This is a genomic window from Jatrophihabitans lederbergiae (assembly GCF_031845305.1).
Lineage (GTDB): Bacteria > Actinomycetota > Actinomycetes > Mycobacteriales > Jatrophihabitantaceae > Jatrophihabitans_A > Jatrophihabitans_A lederbergiae.
Genome location: NZ_JAVREH010000009.1, coordinates 106810 through 125355, shown reverse-complemented (window position 1 = coordinate 125355; position 18546 = coordinate 106810). Strand labels below are relative to the sequence as shown.

At 70.0% G+C, this 18546-nt stretch carries 24 protein-coding genes; 16 read left to right on the top strand and 8 right to left on the bottom strand.

What is annotated here, in order from left to right; all coding sequences use genetic code 11:
- Positions 1-134: 134 nt before the first annotated feature.
- The 4 genes from RM423_RS09915 (at position 135) to RM423_RS09900 (ending at position 3148) form a co-directional block, all read left to right on the top strand.
- Positions 135-701, top strand: coding sequence for a DoxX family protein (locus RM423_RS09915; protein ID WP_311422863.1), 567 nt, complete (start codon positions 135-137; stop codon positions 699-701).
- A gap of 175 nt (positions 702-876) precedes the next feature.
- Positions 877-1815 (top strand): heavy metal-binding domain-containing protein, encoded by a 939-nt coding sequence (locus RM423_RS09910; protein ID WP_311422862.1) that lies wholly within the window; start codon positions 877-879, stop codon positions 1813-1815.
- A gap of 35 nt (positions 1816-1850) precedes the next feature.
- Entirely contained in the window at positions 1851-2687 is an 837-nt protein-coding gene (locus RM423_RS09905; protein WP_311422861.1) for a heavy metal-binding domain-containing protein, read from the top strand.
- Between the two features lie 41 nt (positions 2688-2728).
- Positions 2729-3148, top strand: a complete 420-nt coding sequence (locus RM423_RS09900) for a hypothetical protein (RefSeq protein ID WP_311422860.1) — start codon at positions 2729-2731, stop codon at positions 3146-3148.
- Here the strand turns inward: RM423_RS09900 and RM423_RS09895 are convergent.
- Genes RM423_RS09895 through crtI form a run of 3 tightly spaced genes read right to left on the bottom strand, consistent with a single transcriptional unit; the run spans position 3141 to position 6294 of the window.
- The gene (locus tag RM423_RS09895; RefSeq protein WP_311422859.1) at positions 3141-4091 is read right to left on the bottom strand and encodes a phytoene/squalene synthase family protein; all 951 of its coding nucleotides are present in this window, start codon (positions 4089-4091) and stop codon (positions 3141-3143) included. The two genes, RM423_RS09900 and RM423_RS09895, sit on opposite strands and share 8 nt — an antisense overlap.
- Positions 4088-4753, bottom strand: a complete 666-nt coding sequence (locus tag RM423_RS09890) for a TetR/AcrR family transcriptional regulator (RefSeq protein WP_311422858.1) — start codon at positions 4751-4753, stop codon at positions 4088-4090. The genes RM423_RS09895 and RM423_RS09890 overlap by 4 nt, the downstream gene beginning before the upstream one ends.
- Positions 4750-6294, bottom strand: a complete 1545-nt coding sequence (gene crtI, locus RM423_RS09885) for a phytoene desaturase family protein (protein WP_311422857.1) — start codon at positions 6292-6294, stop codon at positions 4750-4752. The genes RM423_RS09890 and crtI overlap by 4 nt, the downstream gene beginning before the upstream one ends.
- A gap of 130 nt (positions 6295-6424) precedes the next feature.
- Between crtI and RM423_RS09880 the strand changes: the two genes are divergently transcribed.
- From RM423_RS09880 to RM423_RS09855, 6 genes are read left to right on the top strand one after another with little or no spacing between them, the layout of a single operon-like run.
- Positions 6425-7078, top strand: a complete 654-nt coding sequence (locus RM423_RS09880) for a lysophospholipid acyltransferase family protein (RefSeq protein ID WP_311422856.1) — start codon at positions 6425-6427, stop codon at positions 7076-7078.
- The gene (locus RM423_RS09875; protein WP_311422855.1) at positions 7075-8169 is read left to right on the top strand and encodes a glycosyltransferase family 2 protein; all 1095 of its coding nucleotides are present in this window, start codon (positions 7075-7077) and stop codon (positions 8167-8169) included. Before RM423_RS09880 ends, RM423_RS09875 begins: the two co-directional genes overlap by 4 nt.
- On the top strand, positions 8166-9281 hold the full coding sequence (locus RM423_RS09870; RefSeq protein WP_311422854.1) for a cytochrome P450: 1116 nt from the start codon (positions 8166-8168) through the stop codon (positions 9279-9281). The genes RM423_RS09875 and RM423_RS09870 overlap by 4 nt, the downstream gene beginning before the upstream one ends.
- Before the next feature lie 2 nt (positions 9282-9283).
- The gene (locus tag RM423_RS09865; RefSeq protein ID WP_311422853.1) at positions 9284-9640 is read left to right on the top strand and encodes a lycopene cyclase domain-containing protein; all 357 of its coding nucleotides are present in this window, start codon (positions 9284-9286) and stop codon (positions 9638-9640) included.
- Positions 9637-9960, top strand: coding sequence for a lycopene cyclase domain-containing protein (locus RM423_RS09860; RefSeq protein WP_311422852.1), 324 nt, complete (start codon positions 9637-9639; stop codon positions 9958-9960). Before RM423_RS09865 ends, RM423_RS09860 begins: the two co-directional genes overlap by 4 nt.
- Complete coding sequence (locus RM423_RS09855; protein ID WP_311422851.1) at positions 9957-10646, top strand: DUF998 domain-containing protein; 690 nt, start codon at positions 9957-9959, stop codon at positions 10644-10646. The genes RM423_RS09860 and RM423_RS09855 overlap by 4 nt, the downstream gene beginning before the upstream one ends.
- A 117-nt stretch (positions 10647-10763) precedes the next feature.
- Here RM423_RS09855 and RM423_RS09850 read toward each other — a convergent pair whose 3' ends face one another.
- Complete coding sequence (locus tag RM423_RS09850) at positions 10764-10898, bottom strand: hypothetical protein (RefSeq protein ID WP_311422850.1); 135 nt, start codon at positions 10896-10898, stop codon at positions 10764-10766.
- Positions 10899-10942: 44 nt separating this feature from the next.
- On the opposite strand from RM423_RS09850, the gene RM423_RS09845 reads away from it, so the two are divergent.
- The gene (locus RM423_RS09845) at positions 10943-12253 is read left to right on the top strand and encodes a reverse transcriptase family protein (RefSeq protein ID WP_311422849.1); all 1311 of its coding nucleotides are present in this window, start codon (positions 10943-10945) and stop codon (positions 12251-12253) included.
- A gap of 36 nt (positions 12254-12289) precedes the next feature.
- Here RM423_RS09845 and RM423_RS09840 read toward each other — a convergent pair whose 3' ends face one another.
- Positions 12290-13165 (bottom strand): LLM class flavin-dependent oxidoreductase, encoded by an 876-nt coding sequence (locus RM423_RS09840; RefSeq protein ID WP_311422848.1) that lies wholly within the window; start codon positions 13163-13165, stop codon positions 12290-12292.
- 71 nt (positions 13166-13236) lie between these two features.
- Here RM423_RS09840 and RM423_RS09835 point away from each other — a divergent pair, with 71 nt between their 5' ends.
- On the top strand, positions 13237-13452 hold the full coding sequence (locus tag RM423_RS09835; RefSeq protein WP_311422847.1) for a hypothetical protein: 216 nt from the start codon (positions 13237-13239) through the stop codon (positions 13450-13452).
- Positions 13453-13454: 2 nt separating this feature from the next.
- Entirely contained in the window at positions 13455-13796 is a 342-nt protein-coding gene (locus RM423_RS09830) for a UBP-type zinc finger domain-containing protein (RefSeq protein ID WP_311422846.1), read from the top strand.
- Between the two features lie 56 nt (positions 13797-13852).
- Here the strand turns inward: RM423_RS09830 and RM423_RS09825 are convergent, their stop codons facing one another.
- The gene (locus tag RM423_RS09825) at positions 13853-16081 is read right to left on the bottom strand and encodes a glutaminase family protein (RefSeq protein ID WP_311422845.1); all 2229 of its coding nucleotides are present in this window, start codon (positions 16079-16081) and stop codon (positions 13853-13855) included.
- Positions 16082-16321: 240 nt separating this feature from the next.
- On the opposite strand from RM423_RS09825, the gene RM423_RS09820 reads away from it, so the two are divergent.
- Complete coding sequence (locus tag RM423_RS09820; protein ID WP_311422844.1) at positions 16322-16492, top strand: hypothetical protein; 171 nt, start codon at positions 16322-16324, stop codon at positions 16490-16492.
- Between the two features lie 75 nt (positions 16493-16567).
- Here RM423_RS09820 and crcB read toward each other — a convergent pair whose 3' ends face one another.
- Both crcB and RM423_RS09810 read right to left on the bottom strand, forming a co-directional pair.
- Positions 16568-16942, bottom strand: coding sequence for a fluoride efflux transporter CrcB (gene crcB / locus RM423_RS09815; protein WP_311422843.1), 375 nt, complete (start codon positions 16940-16942; stop codon positions 16568-16570).
- A complete protein-coding gene (locus RM423_RS09810) occupies positions 16939-17442 on the bottom strand; it encodes a fluoride efflux transporter FluC (protein ID WP_311422842.1) in 504 nt (167 codons plus the stop codon). The genes crcB and RM423_RS09810 overlap by 4 nt, the downstream gene beginning before the upstream one ends.
- A gap of 358 nt (positions 17443-17800) precedes the next feature.
- Between RM423_RS09810 and RM423_RS09805 the strand changes: the two genes are divergently transcribed.
- Together RM423_RS09805 and RM423_RS09800 are read left to right on the top strand one after the other, a co-directional pair.
- Complete coding sequence (locus tag RM423_RS09805) at positions 17801-17998, top strand: hypothetical protein (RefSeq protein WP_311422841.1); 198 nt, start codon at positions 17801-17803, stop codon at positions 17996-17998.
- 26 nt (positions 17999-18024) lie between these two features.
- A complete protein-coding gene (locus RM423_RS09800) occupies positions 18025-18540 on the top strand; it encodes a DsbA family protein (RefSeq protein WP_396327665.1) in 516 nt (171 codons plus the stop codon).
- Positions 18541-18546: the final 6 nt, after the last annotated feature.

Here is an 18546-nt window from a genome sequence, read left to right as displayed (position 1 = left end):
TGTTGTATATCGATTGGACCCGTGCCGTCAATGTTTCTGTGCGTCGAAATCCACATTGCTGATCTCTGCTTGCGGACCATGGCGACCTCGCTGCGGGCGCAGTAGTGTTGCGCAGACAACAAAGGGAGAAGCGGATGAGTGTGGGACGTCTTGCGCCACGTGCGGTGATCGGAGGCCTGTTCATCGGCCACGGCGGCCAGAAGCTCTTCGGCTGGTTCGGCGGCCCCGGCTGCGCGGGCACCGAGGGAATGATGGAGTCCCTGCAGATGCGGCCCGCGAAGCTGCACGCCCTGGCCGCGGGCGTCACCGAGACCGCCGGAGGAGCGCTGCTCGCCGCGGGACTGGCGACACCCCTGGCGGCCGCGAGCCTGACCGGAGTGATGGCGACCGCGATCCGCAAGGTGCACGCGCCGAACGGGCCCTGGGCTGCCAACGGCGGGTGGGAATACAACGTCGTCCTCATCGCGGCGGTGACCTCGCTGGCCGAGACCGGGCCTGGGGCGATCTCGCTCGACCGCTACTTCGGCATCGAACGCACCGGCGGCCGCTGGGCTGTGGCCGCCTTGGCCACCGGTGTCGCCGCGGCGTTCGCCACCATGGCGGCCGGTCAGCGCGGTGCCGCGACGCCGGCCGTCGAGGCGGCCGCGCCGATCATCGCGCAAGAAGACGTGGCCGGCGACCCGACGACCGCGGGCGCCTGAGCAGACAGTTGTCGGCGTAAGCCCGAACAAGCCCCATCGGCGTAAGCCAGGTCCGTCGGGGGAGCCCTCGGCTCACCCGCGGGATGAGGCACAGCTTGAAGGAGCATGATCCTCCCTGAACCACCGGGAGGAGCTGGATGAGCTGCGTCCTCCCTGCACCACTGGGAGGACGAGTGTGACGACATGGGACGGGCGGGGGCTCCCGCCGGTGGCGCAGGCCCGCGCCGAGCGGTTCCGCTCCTCCCCGATGCGGACCTCGCTGCTGTCCGTGCCGGCCGCAGCGAGCCTGGAGTCGGTCGGCTTCGACACCGTCGGCGAGGTGATGGGCTGCATCGTCGAGCGCATCAGCTGGGCGAGCTACGCGGGCTGCGGGCTGCCCTATGGCGGTGGTTACGGCAGCGCTGGTTACGCCGGTGGCATGTTCAGCAGCGGCGGCGTACCGGTCCAGTCCGCGACGAGCAGGTTCAGCGGGTACGGGCCGTACGTCTCCGCACTGAACACCGGCTATGACACCGCGCTGCACCGAATGCTGCTCGAGGCGGCCTCCCTCGGCGCCGACGGCGTCGTCGGAGTCCGGCTCACTGTGGAGCGCCTGCAAGGTGAGGCCCGGGAGTTCATGGCGCTCGGCACTGCCGTCCGCGCTCGCTCGGGCACCCGGCCTGCGGCCCCCTTCAGCACCGAGCTGCCCAGCACCGATTTCGCCAAGCTGGTGATGTCGGGCTGGATACCGGTCGCGCTCCAGTACGGACTCGAGGTGGCGATCCGTCACGACGACTACCAGACCCGTGCCCAGGCAGGGTCTGGCCTGTTCAACACCAGAAACGTCGAGGTGTCCGGCTACACCGAACTGGTCCAGCACACCCGTGCGGCGGCTCGCGACAAGCTGGCGCGCAAGATCGCCACGGCCGGGGCGGACGGCGGCGTGATCTCGGGCATGTCGCTGAAGATGTGGGAGATCGAGCCGAGCGATGGGCACACCGACCATGTCGCCGAGGCGATGGTCACCGGCACCGCGATCGCCGCCTTCGGGCGCACCGCCTCGTCCCGAGCTGCCGGCGGCGCCGGCACGAGAGCCGGCACCCTCACCATCCTGCCGACCCGCCCGACCCGATGAACCCCTTCGATCAAGCCGAAAGCAGGACAGCAGCCATGGGGACACCAGCACAGGAACTCGGCATTCCCGAGGACGCGATGCGCCGGCTGACCGGCATGCGCCCGGGCCAGCCCGGCAGCCTCTTCACCTCTGATCTCAGCGTGAACGAGTTCCTGCTGGTGCGCGAGGCCGGTTTCCGACCGCTGGGCCTGGTGCTGGGGTCGAGCATCTACCACGTCGGTCTGCAGATCGGTAAGTGGAGCAAGAATATGGAGCTCGACACCCTCTCGCAGGCGATGTACCACGCCCGCGAGCTGGCGATGACCCGGATGGAGGCCGAGGCCGCCGCGCTGGGCGCCGACGGCATCGTCGGGGTCCGGCTGGACATCGACTTCAAGGAGTTCGGCTCCGACCTTGCCGAGTTCGTTGCCATCGGGACGGCGGTCAAGGCGGACGAGGCGCACAGCCGCACGCCGGACGGTTTCAGCTGGCGCAACAACAAGGGTCAGCCGTTCACCTCGGACCTGTCCGGTCAGGACTTCTGGACGCTGCTGCAGGCCGGGTATGCCCCGCTGGGCATGACGATGGGTTCCTGCGTCTATCACATCGCGCACCAGCGGTTCTTCCAGGCCATCGGCAATATCGGGGCGAACGTCGAGATTCCGCAGTTCACCGAAGCCCTCTACGACGCCCGGGAGCTGGCGATGAGCCGCATGCAGGCGGAGGCGGAGCAGCTGAACGCCGAGGGCATCGTCGGCGTCCAACTGCTGTCGCTGCCGCACCGGTGGGGTGGCCACACCACCGAGTTCTTCGCCATCGGCACCGCGGTCCGCCCCATCCGCGAGGACCACCAGATCGCCACTCCGGCGCTGGTGCTGCCGCTCACCGACTGACCCACTGCCGAATTTCCTTTACGACTTCAGGGGCAACCAGGATGAACGAGCTCTTTCCGGCCGGCGACGTGCCACCGCTCGGACGGCTGATCGAGGCGCTCAGCGGCGACCGTGCCGACGTGGCCTCGCTGTCGCAGGTGCTGACCGGCGTGCTGTCGGATGCGCTGCCCGCGGGGACCGTGGACGTCGAGTACGAGCGCAGCGTGTCCGACCGGATGCGCGGCAGGGCAGGGACTCCGGTCAGTGTCCGGGTCAGCCTGGGTGAGAAGGTGCTGAGCATGGGTCAGAGTCGCAGCGGACGCCCGGAGCCGGTGATCGCCCATGTCGTCCGGGGCGTGGTCATCAGCCGCGCCACGGTGACGGTGAGCCAGTGGGTGCGCGTCTTCGCCGACGAGGTGAGCGCGTTGGCGGCCGAGGACGCCGCTGCACGGGCGGCGCTGAACCGGCTGCTGCTCAGCTGAACCGGCGGGTCCACCAGGCGTGCAGCAGGCCCCCGCCGGCGACCCGCGCCCGTCGGCCCAGGCCGACCGACACCCGGCCGCTGAACACATTGAGGTCCACCGCCTCGATCTCGTCGAGGATGCCCGCATACAACGTCCAGGCGGTACGGAGGCAATCCTGGGAGGTGCGGTGCACCATGGCGATTCCCGGTTCGGCGGACCGGTAGAGCTGCCGCGCCCGCGCCACCTCGAAGGCGATCACGTCGCGGATCGGCGCGGTGGCCGTCCCGCTGCGGCGCGCCTCGTGCAGGTCCGAGCGATCCACCCCGAACCGGTCCAGGGTTTCGCGCGGAAGGTAGATCCGGCCGCGGTCGAGGTCCTCGGCGATGTCGCGCAGGAAGTTGGTCAACTGGAACGCCATGCCGAGGTCGATCGCGGGCTGGCGCAGCGCCTCCTCCGATCCGGCGCTGTCGTTGCGTCCGAGAATAGGCAGCATTTGTAAGCCGATCACGGCCGCCGAGCCCCACATGTACTCGGCGAGATCCTGGTACGTGGGGAAGCCGGTGACCACCAGATCCATCCGCATCGAGTTCAGGAAGTCGACGAAGAGTTCCGGTGGGATCTGCCAGCGGGCGATGGCGTCGAGGACCGCCCGGCACAGCGGGTCCGCCGACGAGCCGCGACTCAGGTCGGCGAGGAAGGCGTCCGTCCAGGCGCCGAAACGCGACGCTCGCTCGGCGGTGGTCAGCCCCGGGTCGAGGTCGTCGACGATGTTGTCGGCGTAGCGGGCGAAGCCGTACAGCGCGTGCACGTACGGCCGCTTCTCCCGCGGCAGCAACAGGGTGGCCAGGTAATAGGTCTTGCCGTACTGGGCATTGAGCATCCGGGCCTGCTGGTAACCCGCCTGCACCTCGGGATCGGTGATATCGGCCGCGAGCAGTTCCAGCCGCGCGCCGCGGCTCACGGGGTCACCACCACGGACGGCGGCTCGGCGGTCTTCGCCAGCGGTCCGAGCCCGGTGCGCAGGGTGCGGAACACCTCGTCGATCAAGGGTTCGAGCTCGCGCAATGCCGCCGCCAGGGATTGGCCGCCGAGCAGTTTCGTGCGCAGGTTGGCGGCGATCACGCCTTCGGCTGCCAGGTACTGGGCGGCTGCCAGTTCCGCGCCAACGGTCCCCGACTCGGTCCCGAGCGCCTCGGCCAGCGCCCCGGTGAGAACCACCCGGCGCTCCAACTGGATCTGCTGTTCCCGGCGTTGCAGATCCTCGCTCGCGACGATGGCGGAGTGGAACCGGACCACCTCATCGGATGCGGAGTCCGGCCGTCCCGCGGTCAGCTGATACACCACCTGCGCCTGCAACGCTGCCAGCACGGACTCACCCGGCCGGCACCGGCGGACGGATTCCACCATGGCGGCCTGCAGTTCGGCGACCTCGTCGAAGAAGAGATCCTCCTTGGCGTTGAAGTAGTTGAACACCGTGGCGGTCGAGACACCGGCCTTGCGGCCCACTTCGGCGACGGTCACCGCGTCGTAGCCATGTTCGAAGAACAGTGACATGGCGGCGCCGGCGATGGCCTCCCGCGTCCGTCGTTTGCGCTGCTCGCGCAGCCCCGGGCCCTCGATCACAGCGGCCGCCTCGCACTGCGCGCCAACGAGAGTTCGCCCGCCACGGACGCGCTGCCGGTGATGCGGGCGGCGGCCAGCTTTCCCGACAGCAGCACCATCGGAATCCCCACGCCAGGCTGGGTGTTCGAGCCACAGAAGACCAGGTTCTCGATCCGGCGGTCCAGCGTGGGAAAGCGGAACGGGCCCGACTGGGCGAAGGTGTGCGCAGCCGCGAACGGCGCGCCCGCGGCCAGGCCCTGCTCCTCCCAGTCCCGTGGGGTGACCAGGGTTTCGACCTCGATGCCGTGCTCGAAACCCGGCAGTCCGCGCTGGTCCAGGGTCCGCAGAATCTCGTCCCGGTAGCGCGGGCCGACGGCCTTCCAGTCGATCGGGGCACGCGTATTGGGTGTCGGGAACAGGACGTAGTAGCTGTTGCCACCCGCCGGGGCCAGGGTGGCGTCGGTCCGGCTGGGATTGCTCACCAGGAAGGACGGATCGCTCATCAACCGGCCCTCGTCGATGATCTCGGAGAACGTCTGCCGCCAGGCCTGGCCGAAGAAGATCGAGTGGTGCGCCAGGTCCGGGTAGGCGGTGCTCGATCCGGCGTGCAGCAGCACGCACGAGGGGGAGTAGCGCAGCCTGCGCAGCCGTCGTGGACGATACCGCTCCGGCAGCAATTGCTCATAAGCCGTGGGCAAATCCGCGTTTACCACCACCGCGTCGGCGGCGATGCGCTCGCCATTGCTGGTGTGCACCGCGCTCGCCCGATCACCGGCCACCTCGATGCGAGCGACTCTGGTGCCGTAGCGGAAGGAGACTCCGTGATCGGCGGCCGCGGCGGCCAGCGCCCGGGGGACTGCGTGCATGCCGCCGCGCGGAAAGTAGACCCCGGCGACGGTGTCCATGTACGAGATCACCGCGTAGATGGCCAGCGCGTCCTGCGGCGCCAGGCCGGCGTACATGGCCTGGAAGGAGAAGATCCGCCGCAGCCGGTCGTCCACGAGGTACTGCCCGATCTTCGGAGCGAGCCGGCGCAGGCCGCCGAGTGCCAGCAACTTGATGCCGGCGGTGCCCACGAGTTGCAGCGGTGAATCGAGGTTGCGGTCGATGAAGTTGGACTGCTCCAGCTCGTACAGCCGTCGCAGAAAGGCCACCAGCCGCAGGTAGCCGTCGGCGTCCCGCTCCGTCGCGACCTCGCGAATCTCGGCGGCCATCCGTTCCGGATCGGTGTGCACGTCGATCCGCGAGCCGTCCGCGAAGTTGGCGCGGTAGGCAGGACTGAGCGGCAGGAGGTCCAGCCGGTCGGCCAGCCGCTCTCCGACGCAGGCCAGCGCCTCGTCGATCAGTTCGGGCATCGTCAGGACGGTGGGCCCGGTGTCGAACTGGTAGCCGCCCTGGCGCAGCACGCCAGCCCGGCCGCCGGGCTCGTCGCCCTGCTCCACGACGGTGACCCGGCGGCCCGCGCCGGCCAGTCTCAAGGCGGCGGAGAGACCGCCGAGCCCGGCGCCCACGATGACGACCTCGTCGGTGCGGCCCGGCACCACGCGGGGGGTCAGGCCCATGATCGCCTTCTTCCTGTGCTTACTTCGTGCGGCGGGTACTGCTGACCCGCGCCTACCCGATGTTAGAGTCACTCTAGGTTCGACCACAGTCGCCTCGCCAACTGGCTGTCAGGCCGGGAACGGAAAGTCGATGACACAGCAGCACCCCTCGGTGTCAGCCCGCGCGCTGGGCTTCGGCTTCGAACAGCTGGTGCGGCGCGGCCTGCGCGGCGTCTGGGTGCGTGGTGTGCTGCCCGCGAGCAGCTGCGTCTGGGCGGCCAACCATCAGAGCTGGTGGGACGGTTTCGTCGCCGCCGCTGTGCTACGGGAACGGCATCGCAGCGCCGCCCTGATGATGGACGGCGACAACCTCGGTGACTATCGGTTCCTCACCAGCATCGGTGTCATCTCGACCAAACGCGTCCGGCAAGGTCTGCAGAGCCTTCGAGACGGCCGGGTGCTGGTGCTGTTCCCCGAGGGTGAGCTGACGCCGGCCGGGCCGCTGGGTGAGCTGTCGCCGGGAGCGGCCTGGCTGGCGCGGCAGGCGCCCGCGCCGCTGGTGCCGGTCGCGGTGCGGGTGATCGCGCGGGGTCACCAGTATCCCGAGGCGCTGGTGGACATCGCACCGCCGTGCCGGCCCGAGCGGCTGTCCGACGAGCTCGGCAGCCTGGTCAGTCGACTCGACGCCGAACTGCGGCACGGCGATCCCCGCGAGCCGGTGCCCGGCTTCGAGCGGGTGATCGCCGGACGGCCGAGCTGGGACGAGCGGATCGACCGGTGGTCCTCCCGGGTGGGCAGGCGATGACCCTGCTGTTCCGGGCTGTCGTGGCGTTCCTGCTGGCTAAGCTCGCCACGCTCACCGTGAACCTGATCCAGTTTCCGGTGTTGCGGACGGCAGATTGCCGCACCCCAGCCGACCGGCGAGAGTCGCCGACGGTGTCCCTGCTGGTTCCGATGCGCAATGAAGCCGAGAACCTGCCACGCACGCTGCCGGCGATGCTGGCGCAGCTGGGCGTTACCGAACTCGTCCTGCTCGATGATGAATCCACCGACAGTTCCTCGGACATCGCGAACGCCCTGCTCGACGGCTCACCGATCGCGCGGGTGATGGTGGGGACGCCCCCGCCACCGGGATGGGTGGGCAAGAACTGGGCCTGCCAGCAACTGGGGAACGCGGCGTCCGGCCAGCTGCTGGTGTACTGCGACGCCGACGTGCTGCTTGCCGAGGGGGCCGTCGAGGCGGTCGTGCGGGAACTGCTGCGCCAGTGCGCGGAGGTGTTCTCGGTCTTTCCCCGCCAGCTGACCGGCAGCCTCGGCGAGGCGTTGGTGACACCGCTGATCGACGACGTACTGCTGTGCTTCCTGCCGTTCGGACTGCTGTCCGCCGACGTTCCCGCAGCCGCCACCGCGAACGGCTCGCTGCTGGCGTTCACCCGGGCCGGTTATGCCGAACTCGACGGCTTCGCGGGGGTGCGCGGCGAGATCGTGGAGGACGTGGCGCTGGCCAGGCACGCCCGCGGGGCCGGCCTGCGACTGGGGCTGGCGCTCGGCGGCGACCTGGTGCGGACCCGGATGTACTGCGGCTACCGAGAGGTCGTGACCGGCCTCAGCCGCGGCCTGCTCCCGGTGACCGGCGGCTCGCGGCTGCTGCTGGGCGCCGCAGCGGCCTGGCAGCTGGCCGCGTACAGCCTGCCGCTGGCCGCCTCGGTCCGGCAACGGCGGTGGCTGCTGCCGCTGGCGCTCGGGGTCGCCGAGCGTGCCCTCGTCGCCCTCAAGTGCGACCGGGCGCGGATGTGGCAGGCGGTGCTGACCCCGCTGAGCCCGATCGCTTTCCTTCCGCTCGCGGTGCAGGCAATGCGCCGGCAGCAGCAGTGGAAGGGCCGGACGTACTCGTGAAACCGCCCTTCCCGCGCGCGCAGCCACCGGTCGGGCACCTGGGCCGGTGGGGACGCGAACCGCTGCAACTGCTGGAGGAAGGCGCCGCGCTCGGCCCGGTGTTCGGACTGCGGCTGTGGCGCAGCGCCATCGTCGGCTACTCCCCGGACTGGAACCGCTTCGTGCTCGGAAACCTCGATCTGTTCCGCAGCCGGGGCAGCATGAGCGGCCTGTCACCGCACCTCGCCGCCGGGCTGGTGCAGACCGAGGCGCCGGAGCACCGGCAGCGCCGCGCGGAGCTGAACCCGGCCTTCGCCCGGCAGCCGATCGAGGCGCTCGCCCCGCGGATCGGCGAGGTGGTCCGGCGCGGGCTGCCGGTGGGCGACTTCGACGCGGTGAGCTGGTCGTCGGGCATCGTGCGCGAGATCCTGTGCGCCACGTTCTTCTCCGGGGCCTTTCCGCAGTCGATGCTGGCCGACTTCCTGCGGCCCCTGGACGCGCCGCTGCCGGTGCCGTTCCTGCGGCGGCCACTGCTGTTCCGGCGAATGAACCGGGCACTGGAACGGGCGTTGCCCGCGGCTCCCGACGACTGCCTCGGTGTGGCGTTCCGCGACCTCCCCGGCGGGGTGGACGAGATCCGCGTCGCGCTCAGTGCCGGTTACGACACCACGGCGCACACCCTCGCGTGGCTGCTGCATCACGTTGCCAGCGATCCTGAGCTGTTCGCGCACGACCGCGCCGCGGTGGTGAACGAGGTGCTGCGCCTCTATCCGGCCGGGTGGCTCGGCAGCCGGCGGGCCGCCGAGGACACCAGCTTCGACGACATCGACATTCCCCGCGGCACGCTCGTGCTGTACAGCCCGTACCTGACACACCGCGATCCGGCACTGTGGTGGGAACCAACCGCGTTTCGGCCGGAGCGGTTCGCCGATCCCATACCGGCATGGGGATTCGTGCCCTTCGCGGCCGGCGAGCGAACCTGTCTGGGCAGCTCCTTCGCCCGCCTCGTGCTACGTACGGTGCTCGATGCCTTCGCGGACGGCCGGTTGAGCGCGGTCGGCGGCGATCCGCGTCCGAAGGCCGGCATCACGCTCGCCCCGTCCGGTCCACTGAACCTGCGGCGAGCGGAGTAGTCGTGCGCCATCTCAGCTACCTCGGCTTGCTGGCGGGTTGTCTCGCTCTCACGCTTCCGCTCGATTTTGCTTTGAAAGCAAGGGTGTTCTCGCGGCTGTGGACACTGCTGCTGGCGATCGCGCCGGGCTTCGCGCTGTTCGTGGTGTGGGATCTGTACGCGATCAGCCGCCGGCAGTGGAGCTATGACCCGCGGTGGATGACCGGGGTGGTGCTGCCGGGTAGCCTGCCGCTGGAGGAGGCGCTGTTCTTCGTCGTCATCCCGATCGCCGCCGTACTGACCTATGAGGGGATCCGCTGTCGCCGGAGCAGGACGCCGTCGGCTCCACCCCGGCTTTCCGATCGGTCCGACACGCGATGAGCTACACCGCGCTCGCCTCGGTCGCCGTCCTGCTAGCAGCGGTCCTCGATCTTGCCGTGTTCCGCACGCGATTGCTGCGGTCGAGCGGGTTCTGGCTGGCGTACGCGATCATGCTGTTCTTCCAGTTGCTGGTCAACGGCACCCTCACCGGGTTGTCCATCGTCCGCTACGACCCCGGGGCCATCCTCGGTGTCCGGATCGCGTTCGCTCCGGTGGAGGACATCGCCTTCGGCTTCGCCCTGATCCTGCTCACCCTGACGGTATGGGTGCGGCTGACCTCTCTCGGCGGTGGCAGCAGTCAACGATGGGACGACCGGTGACCGGGATCAGGCAGCTGGCACCGCCCACGGTGCTGGTCACCCGGCTCGGCGCGGGCGCTGCCGTGCTCGCCGCCCTGTGCTACACCTCGTTCCTGCTCAGCCCGCTGACCGGAGCCGGCTCGACGCGCCGCGGGTTCATCAGCGAGCTGGAGGCCCCCGGGCAGCCGTGGAGCTGGCTCTACCGGCTCTCCGACGTCGTCGCGGGCCTGGCCATGCTGGCAACGGCGGCGTCGATGTGGTCGCTGCTGGCTCGGCTGCCCCACATGCGTTGGGCCTGCGCGCTGCTCACGATGGCGGGCCTCGGCTCGGTGGTGGACGGCGCGTCCAGCATGCGCTGTGAGGTGACCGCCACCGCATCCTGCGCCGTCGCGCATACGGCCGGCGGCCTGGTAGGGGAGCTGAGCGCGGTGCACACCGACTCGGGCCTGGCGGGTCTTATCGGCATTGCCGGTGGCGCGGTGCTGCTCGGTGTTCTCGCCCGGCCGTGCTGGCCGGTGTTCGGACCGCTGTCTCTCGGGCTCGGGTTGTGCGTCGCGGCGACGGCCCTGCTCGATCTGGCGTTGCTGCTGACCGGCGCGGACATCGGTAGTGCGGAGCGGCTCCGGACCTTGCTCAGTTCCGGCTGGCTGCTGCTGATCGGCGGCTGGTTGCCGGTCGGCGGTCCGGCGCGGCCGACTGAGGGCTGACGTACCCAACGGCCTGCGCACCCGGCCGGGAGGCGCTACCGTGCTCGGGTGAGTCGGCGCGGAGGCGGGATGACCGGTTCGACCGGTCCCTGCGGGGTTACCCCGCGGGAGGCGGCATCAGCAAGCCTCGGCGGCGCACGCCCAGGACCGCAGCAGGCGGCAGAGGACGGGCGCGCGGAGCGAGATGGGCCGCCCCGCGCCGGCCACATCCGGGTCGGCCACGTCCGCCTCGGCCACATCCGGGTCAGCCACACAGGCAGCACTGCCGCGAGGACCACCGTCCTCGGCCGACGGCGATGATCCGTCTCGGCCTGGCGGCCGCCGTACTCACCGGTCCGTGGTCGGCGCAACCGGTGGAACTGCGGTGCGCGCACCACTTCGGCTGGCTCATCGCCAGTCCCCAGCTCCGGGACTTCACGGCTGCCCTGCTGCGGCGCTGGCCGGACCGTCCGGGGGCCGCCGAACTCGCCGCATTCGTCGCGAAGTGGCCCGAGATCACCGATGAGCCCGCGTTATCGCCGCCACCGCTACCGGCAGCACCGCCGCCGCACAACTCGCCGCGGCTGCACCGGCCGATGGTGGCGATCACCACCCGGTCCGAGCTTGCCCGGTTGCTGTGGTTGACCGAGAGCGAGCTGGACTGGTTCGCCGACCTGCAGCTGCGCAACCGCAGGGTGCCGTCCGGGCCGCTGCGGCACTACCGGTACCGATCGCTGCCGGAGGAGCGCGGCAAGATCCGGCTGCTGGAGATTCCCAAGCCCCGGCTGCGGGAGATCCAGCGTCGGCTGCTGGCCCACTTCGTCGGCGCGATCCCGCTGCATCCGGCCGCGCACGGCGCTGTTCCGGGCCGGTCGGTGCGAACCTGCGTCGAGGCGCACAGCGGCCGGCAGGTCCTCGTGCGCTGTGACCTGGAATCATTCTTCGCCTCGATCACCCGGCCGCGGGTGCGGGGCCTGTTCGACTTGATCGGCCTGGACGATTCCGGAACGGCCGTGGTACTGGCTGGGCTGGTCACCGCGGCGGTACCGAGCCAGGTGCTCCGGTCGCTGCCGCGGCCCGTCCGGCCTGGGTCGATCGACGCGCATCGGCGCGGCCTGCACCGGCTGGCGGCACCGCACCTGCCGCAAGGGGCACCGACCTCGCCGGGGATCGCCAACGCCCTCGCGTACTCCCTGGACCACCGGCTCAGCCTGCTGGGCGAGGCGGTCGGCGCGCGATACACCCGCTACGTCGACGACCTGCTCTTCAGCGGCGATGAGGACCTGGCGGTCGGCGCGCTGCTTGCCGGGGTGCGCGACATCGCCCGCGCCGAGGGATTCCGGCTTGCCGAGCGCAAGACGGCGGTGCTGCGCAGTTCCCGGCGACAGGCGGTGCTGGGAACGGTGCTGAACGTCAAGCCGTCCATCGACCGGCGAGAGCTCGACAGGCTCAGGGCGGTGCTGCACAACTGTGCCGTGCACGGTGTCGCGAGCCAGGCAGGTGGCAGGCCGGTACCGGAATTCCGCGAGCGGCTGGCGGGGCAGCTGGCCTGGGTCGGGTCAATCTCTACGGAGAAGGGACAGCGTCTGCGGCGGGAGTTCCAGGAGCTGGACTGGAGTTCCGGCTGACGGCGCAGCCGGCACGGAGTGCCCAAACAGCCAGTGTCAGGGCATCAGCGCCCGCACGTCACGAGCTATCACGCCCATGAACCCGGCCAGGTCGGGTTCGTCCCGGGTGGGCTGGAAGACGATGGTGTCGGCTCCGGCCAGGACGTAGCGTTGCGCGGCCGCGGCGATGGCTGCCGCGTTCCCGGCGACGCCGATGCCGCTGTCCGTGCCCATGCCCCACTCCGTGAGCTCCCGCGCGAGCCGGTCGCCGGCGTCCGGCCCGGTCGCCGCGGGCAGGTACACGGTCACGGTGTGCCGACGGCTGACGGCCGCCTCGCGGCGCGCGGCGTCGATGGTCTCGCGCGCGGAGGCGACCTGCTCGGGCGTCGTTGCGCCGGTGAGGATCGTGCCGTCGGCCAGCTCACCGGACAGCGACAGGGTCTTCGGGCCGACGGCGCCCAGCAGCAGCGGCGGCGGGAAGGCCGGCGGCCAATCCAGCGCGACGTCGTCCAGGTGCACGTAGCGGCCGGCCGTCTGCAGGGTCTGGCCCTCGAGCAGGGCGCGAAGCGCCGTGGTCTGCTCCCGCAGCAGGGTGAGCGGCGAGGCGACCCGGCCGCCGACCTGTTGCATCCAGTCCTGCACCCCGTGCCCCACGCCGGCGAGCAGCCGATCGGGGAACATCCGCGCGAGCGTGGCCAGCTCCATGGCGGTCAGGGCCACGTTGCGCAACGGCACCGGCAGCACACCGATCCCGACGCGCAGGCGGGTGGTCCAGGCCAGGGCGGCCGCGGCCGCGGCGATGCCGCTCTCGCGGAAGCAGTCCTCCCACAGCCAGAGCTCTTCCAGGCCCGCCGCCTCCGCGGCCTGGGCCGCCTCGCGCAGTTGTTCCGGCGGCAGGAACGGTAGGAAGACAACGCCCAGAGTGGTGGTCACCGGCACATCATCGCGTGCGGCGCCGGCCCTGCCCGCCCCGCCCCCGCGGCTGTCGTGACGTCCAAGAGCTGGTGGCGGGGGATCAGCTCCACCGGGCGGTACCTTTACGCCATGTTCGACCCGACATCCGGCAGCTGCCCGCCATCGGCCTGGTTGTCGAGACGTCCTGTCGTTTCCTGCGGCAAGCGCTGGCCACCCTCGGCTGGCACTCCTGCCGCACGGTCCCCGGCGACACCGGTTTCGAGGTGCTGCTGCCACTCACCAGCCGCACGACAGAGGAGAGCTGAGCATGGCCAACGGCATCAATGCGGCGGCGGTTCCGAGCGGAACCGGCTGTGCCGACTGCGAGCGGAGCCGGTCGTGGTGGTTTCACCTGCGCCGGTGCGCGGAGTGCGGGCAGATCGGGTGCTGTGACACCTCGCCGTCCCAGCACGCGAGCAAGCACGCCGCCGAGACCGGCCACCCGATCATCCGCAGCTTCGAACCGGGGGAGGACTGGTTCTGGAGCTATGAGACCCAGGACTACTACGACGGTCCGGCGCTGGCGCCTCCGGAGTTCCATCCGCTCGACCAGCCCGCGCCCGCACCGGCCGACCGCGTTCCGGCCGATTGGCAGCGGCACCTGAACTGACCCGGCCGATCAGGGGCCTGCTGGCATCCCTGATCGGCCGGACCTGAGCGCCGAGGTCAGACCGTCAGCAGGGCGAAGAAGCCGCCGACGACCGGACGCGCCTGGAAGCCGACCTGGCGATCGGTGACGGTGTCGTACCAGTCGGTCATGGGGACGCGCTGAGCCGAGGTGTTGGCGAAGGCGTACACGCCCGCGACGAGCACGTCCCGGATCTCGGCGTGGTCCTTGAGCCAAGCCGCGGTCCACAACTCCCAGTCGGCCTTGGTGTACTGGTGGCGGATGTCCAGCGGCACGCCGTAGGTACTCGCCCGGGACAGGTACCAGCGCGCCTCGACGGCCGCCACCGACGCCGGGATCAGGTGCAGTCCCAGTAGCCGGTCGGCATAGCCGTTGTACTTCAGGCTCCAGGTGCCGTCCTGGTCGTAGGCGAGCTTCAGGTGGTCACCGGCCGCGTCCGTGGCTTTCTGCCGCCACTGGCTGATGTAGCTGCGCGCGGTGGCCAGATACCCGGCGGAGTCGGCCTTGTTGCCCGCCATCATGGCGATCTGGCTCATCGCCCCGACGCCGATGATGCCCTTGAGGGCCAGGTTGACGCTGTGCGCGATGAAGCCGGTGAAGTCGTCGGTCTGGTTCTGCAGGTTCGGGTCCAGCGCATTGTCGACCAGGTACTCGGCCCACTGCTTGAGGATCGGGTAGTGCGCCGTGGCGAACGCCGCCTGGCTGGCTGCCGGCATCCGCGCCAGGTACGCCGCGGTCATGATGAGCATGTTCGCCGACTCCTCGACGGGCATGTCCTCCTCACCCGTGCCGTTGAGGTGACCGGTCGCGTTCGGGTAGTTGGAACCGAGGTCATGGGGCGCGAAGGTCTTGGGATAGCCATGGTTCTCGACGTAGTCCAGCGTCGGCGCCAGGATCATGCCGAGGTAGGCCGGATCGGCATACAGGAACACCGGCATGCACGGGTAGGTGACGTCGATCGTGGAAACGTTGCCGTCGCTGGAGATCTCCTTGAGGAAGGCCCAGGGTCGGCCGTTGCGGCTCACCAGTTCGGTGCCGGCGTAGGCCTGGCGCAGGGACAGCGCGCACAGTGCCGCGTAGTCCGCGCCGCCGGCCCGGGTCGCATCGCGGTGGATCTTCTGGTCCAGCCGGCCGGTTCGCTGCACCGCGGCCGGGAAGTCGGCGTGGAACGCCGCCACCATGGCCTGCCACGTCGGGTAATAGCTCTTCCAGAGCGGTGGCAGCTGCTCGCCCAGGTAGTTGATCGCGGGCTCACGGAGGTGGCCGATGCTGACCAGGAAGGGCGCGGACCGGCTGTGTCTCACCGATCCGAGGTCGAGAGCGAAGCCGAACACCGGGTAGTGGTCGTTGATCGGCCGGGGCTTGCGCTGGTCGACGGTGTCCAGCAGCGCGCCCTTGCCGACGAACTGGCTGCGGACGTCGGTGTCCGCGCCAATCTGCCAGCTGAGGCCGGAGCGGTCCTCGCTGGACACCACGACGGTTCCCCACTCGGCGGTGTCGGCGTCCTCGGCGAGCACGCGCGGGGCTGACTGGGCGTAGGTGAGGCTGATCAGGTTGGTGCCGCTGCCGGAATACCGCTGCTCGTCCCAGGTGATCGAGCGACCGGAGTCCGCCGCCGCCCACTCACCGGAGATGTCGAAGTAGACCGAGACCTTGTGGCGCTTGCCGTCGATGCCGCGCGCCGAGATCGCGATGTAGCTCAGCGGCTGGGACTGGCGCTTGAGGTCACCGGGCTCGACGGGCGACAGGAAGCTGACCGTCAGCTCCACCCCGGCCTGCTCGAGCACGAACTCGGACTTGGTGGCGATGGTCGTCACCGACAACTGCCGCATCGTCGGAAAAGGATTGGCGTTGGGCAGGCCGGGCGCGCCGAGGAAGAGGAACGACGTGCCGTCGATCGTGGCGAGGCCGGCCATGGCGGTGATCCGGCCGGTCCAGAACGTCGGCCAGGTCCCCGGCAGGTTGTCGGCGGGAAGCCAGGTGCTGAGGTACGGCGAGCGAACCACCAGCGGAATCGCCGGCGGCCGCACCGGGTCGAAGACCGGAGTCACCGCGGTCCTGGAGGGGGAGCAGACCGGGTGGTTCGGATCGACGGTCGGGTGGTTGGGTTCGGCGGCCGAGGCCACGTCGGCGGGGATGAGCGTGCTCGCCGCGAGACCGACACCGGTCGCGGTGCCCAGTTGCAGGAAGCGGCGGCGACCCAGTCCGCCCGCTGAGGTGTTCGTCGACGGGCTGGGTTGGGACGGAGCGTGGGGATCGTGGGCCATGTGGCGCCTCCGAGGGGTCGGCTGCGCAAACAGAGTCGTTCATTCACGGCTTTGACGTTGCGCATGGTGATGGGGGGTGACATGGAGCTAAACGCCCGAACAATCAAAAGTCAACAGCTTTGATCAATTTCGGCCAAGCTCGGCCGCCTGTGGAGGTTCGAGCCATTGTGTCCCCACGGGTGACGCTGGTTCTGTTCGTCCCCTTCGCATGGCGGTGCGGATGTGGCATCGTGACCGCGTATGTGGGTGTGGCCGGTGCTACTCGGAGTATTTCTCGTCACTGTCGTGGCGCTGTGGCGATTCGCCCGGTACGCCAACCGCATCGAGGACGACAGCGGCTACCTGGCCGACGAGCACCAACGGGCTCCTTACGGGCAGAAGTTCCTGAACATCCTGCGCGGCAGGGGGTAACCGGCGCGGGGTTGGCCGAAGCGTGCCGCTTGGGGGCCGTCGAGTGGCGGACCGGACGCGGCACAACCGGCTGAGTCAGGCCCAGAGCCCGTGTGCGATCGCGGCGCCGAGGAACGCGGCGCCCACGCCGGCCACCACGCTCGCCGTGACGTTGGCCAGCGCCGGCCGGCGCAATCCGCGCTCGACCAGCCGCATGCTCTCGTAGGAGAACGTCGAGTAGGTGCTCAGCGCACCGCACAGCCCGGTGCCCAGCAGTGCCTGCAGGTTGTGCGAGGCGGCTCCGGCAACCACCGCGCCGGTCAGCATCCCCAGCACCAGGGACGCCGCGACGTTGACGGTGAGGGTGCCCCATGGAAACTCCGTGTCGTGCCGGGACTGGACCGTCCGATCGGTGACGTACCGCAGCGGGGCACCGACCGCCGCCCCGATGATCACCAGCAGCAGCGTCATCCGGTTGTCCCACGTACCGCGTGCCGGCTGAGCCAGGTCGCGGCGGTCACCGCGGCCAGCGCCGCCAGGACGGTGCCGATCAGGTAGCTCAATGCTCGCGCCGGATGCCCGGTCGCGATCAGGCGCTGGATGTCGACGGCATAGGTCGAGAACGTGGTGAACCCGCCGAGCACCCCGGTGCCCAGGAACGGGCGCAATAACCGCTGCTGGGCAAAGACACTGCCGACGAGCACGAGCAGGACGCCGATCAGGGCGCAGCCGGCGACGTTGACCGCCAGCGTGGTCCAGGGAAACGCCCCCGCCGCGGTGGGCCAGGCCAGCGACGCCTCGTAGCGGGTCACGGCACCGAGCACCCCGCCGGCCGAGATCACGCAGAGAACCGCGGCCTCGCCGTCGCGCCAGGTGCCCGACCTGCCGCCATGGACACCAGAACCGACACCAGGACCGAAATCGATATCGGGGTCTATCGGCGGCGTAGCCGAGTGCTGCCGTTCCTCCACGACTGGACTCCTGCCTGCGCTTCGATCCGAAGGCAGCAGCCTATCCGGAGCAAGCGGCGTCCCGAGCCGGCTCAGTTCTTCGCGACGTGGCGGCGTTCGGCACCGGTGCTCCAACCGCTAGTGGCACCGGGGTTCGTCGGTTACCGTGAGGCGATGATCGTCGAGGTAAGCCGCACCTCGTCAATCCGGTGCGATTCGCCGGAGGCGACGGCGTCGCCACCCAACAGACGATGTCGCACCCAGCAGACGATGTCGCACCCAGCAGACGATGTCGCACCCAGCAGACGATGCCGCACCCAACAGACACTGTCGCCACCAACAGACACTGTCGCCACCAACAGACAATGAGGGAGACACGATGGACGCCATGACCGACGACCAGTTCGCGGAGCTGACCAAGGATTACGTCGCGGCCACCGAAGCGCGGCTCGCACTGATCAAAGCCGATCTGCCCGCCACACCCGAGGCGGTGGCGACCTACCGCGAACTCGCCGACCGCGAGTGGACGTTGGGACAGGCGTGGGACGCCGAACTCCAGCGCGTCGTAGAGGCCTGAGCCCGCTGACGGCCTGAGTGGACACCATGACCGGCGTGCGAACGGTTCAGGTCGACCCCGCCGTCGACCTGGATCGGCACGTCTACGGCGAGCGTGGAGCACCGGTCACCTTGGTCGAATACGGTGATTTTCAATGCCCGTACTGCCGTGCCGCCGCTCCCGTGCTGAAGGAGCTGGTGGACGGATCGGGCGGCCGGGTCCGGCTGGTGTTCCGGCATTTCCCGCTCTTCACGGTGCATCCGTTCGCGCTGACCGCGGCACTGGCGGCCGAGGCGGCGGGCGACCGGTTCTGGCAGCTGCACGACCTGTTGTTCGCTCACCAGGACCGGCTGACCGACGCCGACCTCACGGTGTACGCCGACTCCGCCGGGGTGACCGGCGTGGTCGGCGTACCCGCGCAGGCGTTCCGGCCCGCTGTGGAGGCCGACTACCGCGCCGGCGTCGTGGCAGGGGTGTGCGGAACCCCGACGCTGTTCCTCGACGGCGAGCCTTACCACGGACGGCTGGAGCTGGCGGCGCTGCGCGAGGCTGTTGGCCCGTGAGTCAGC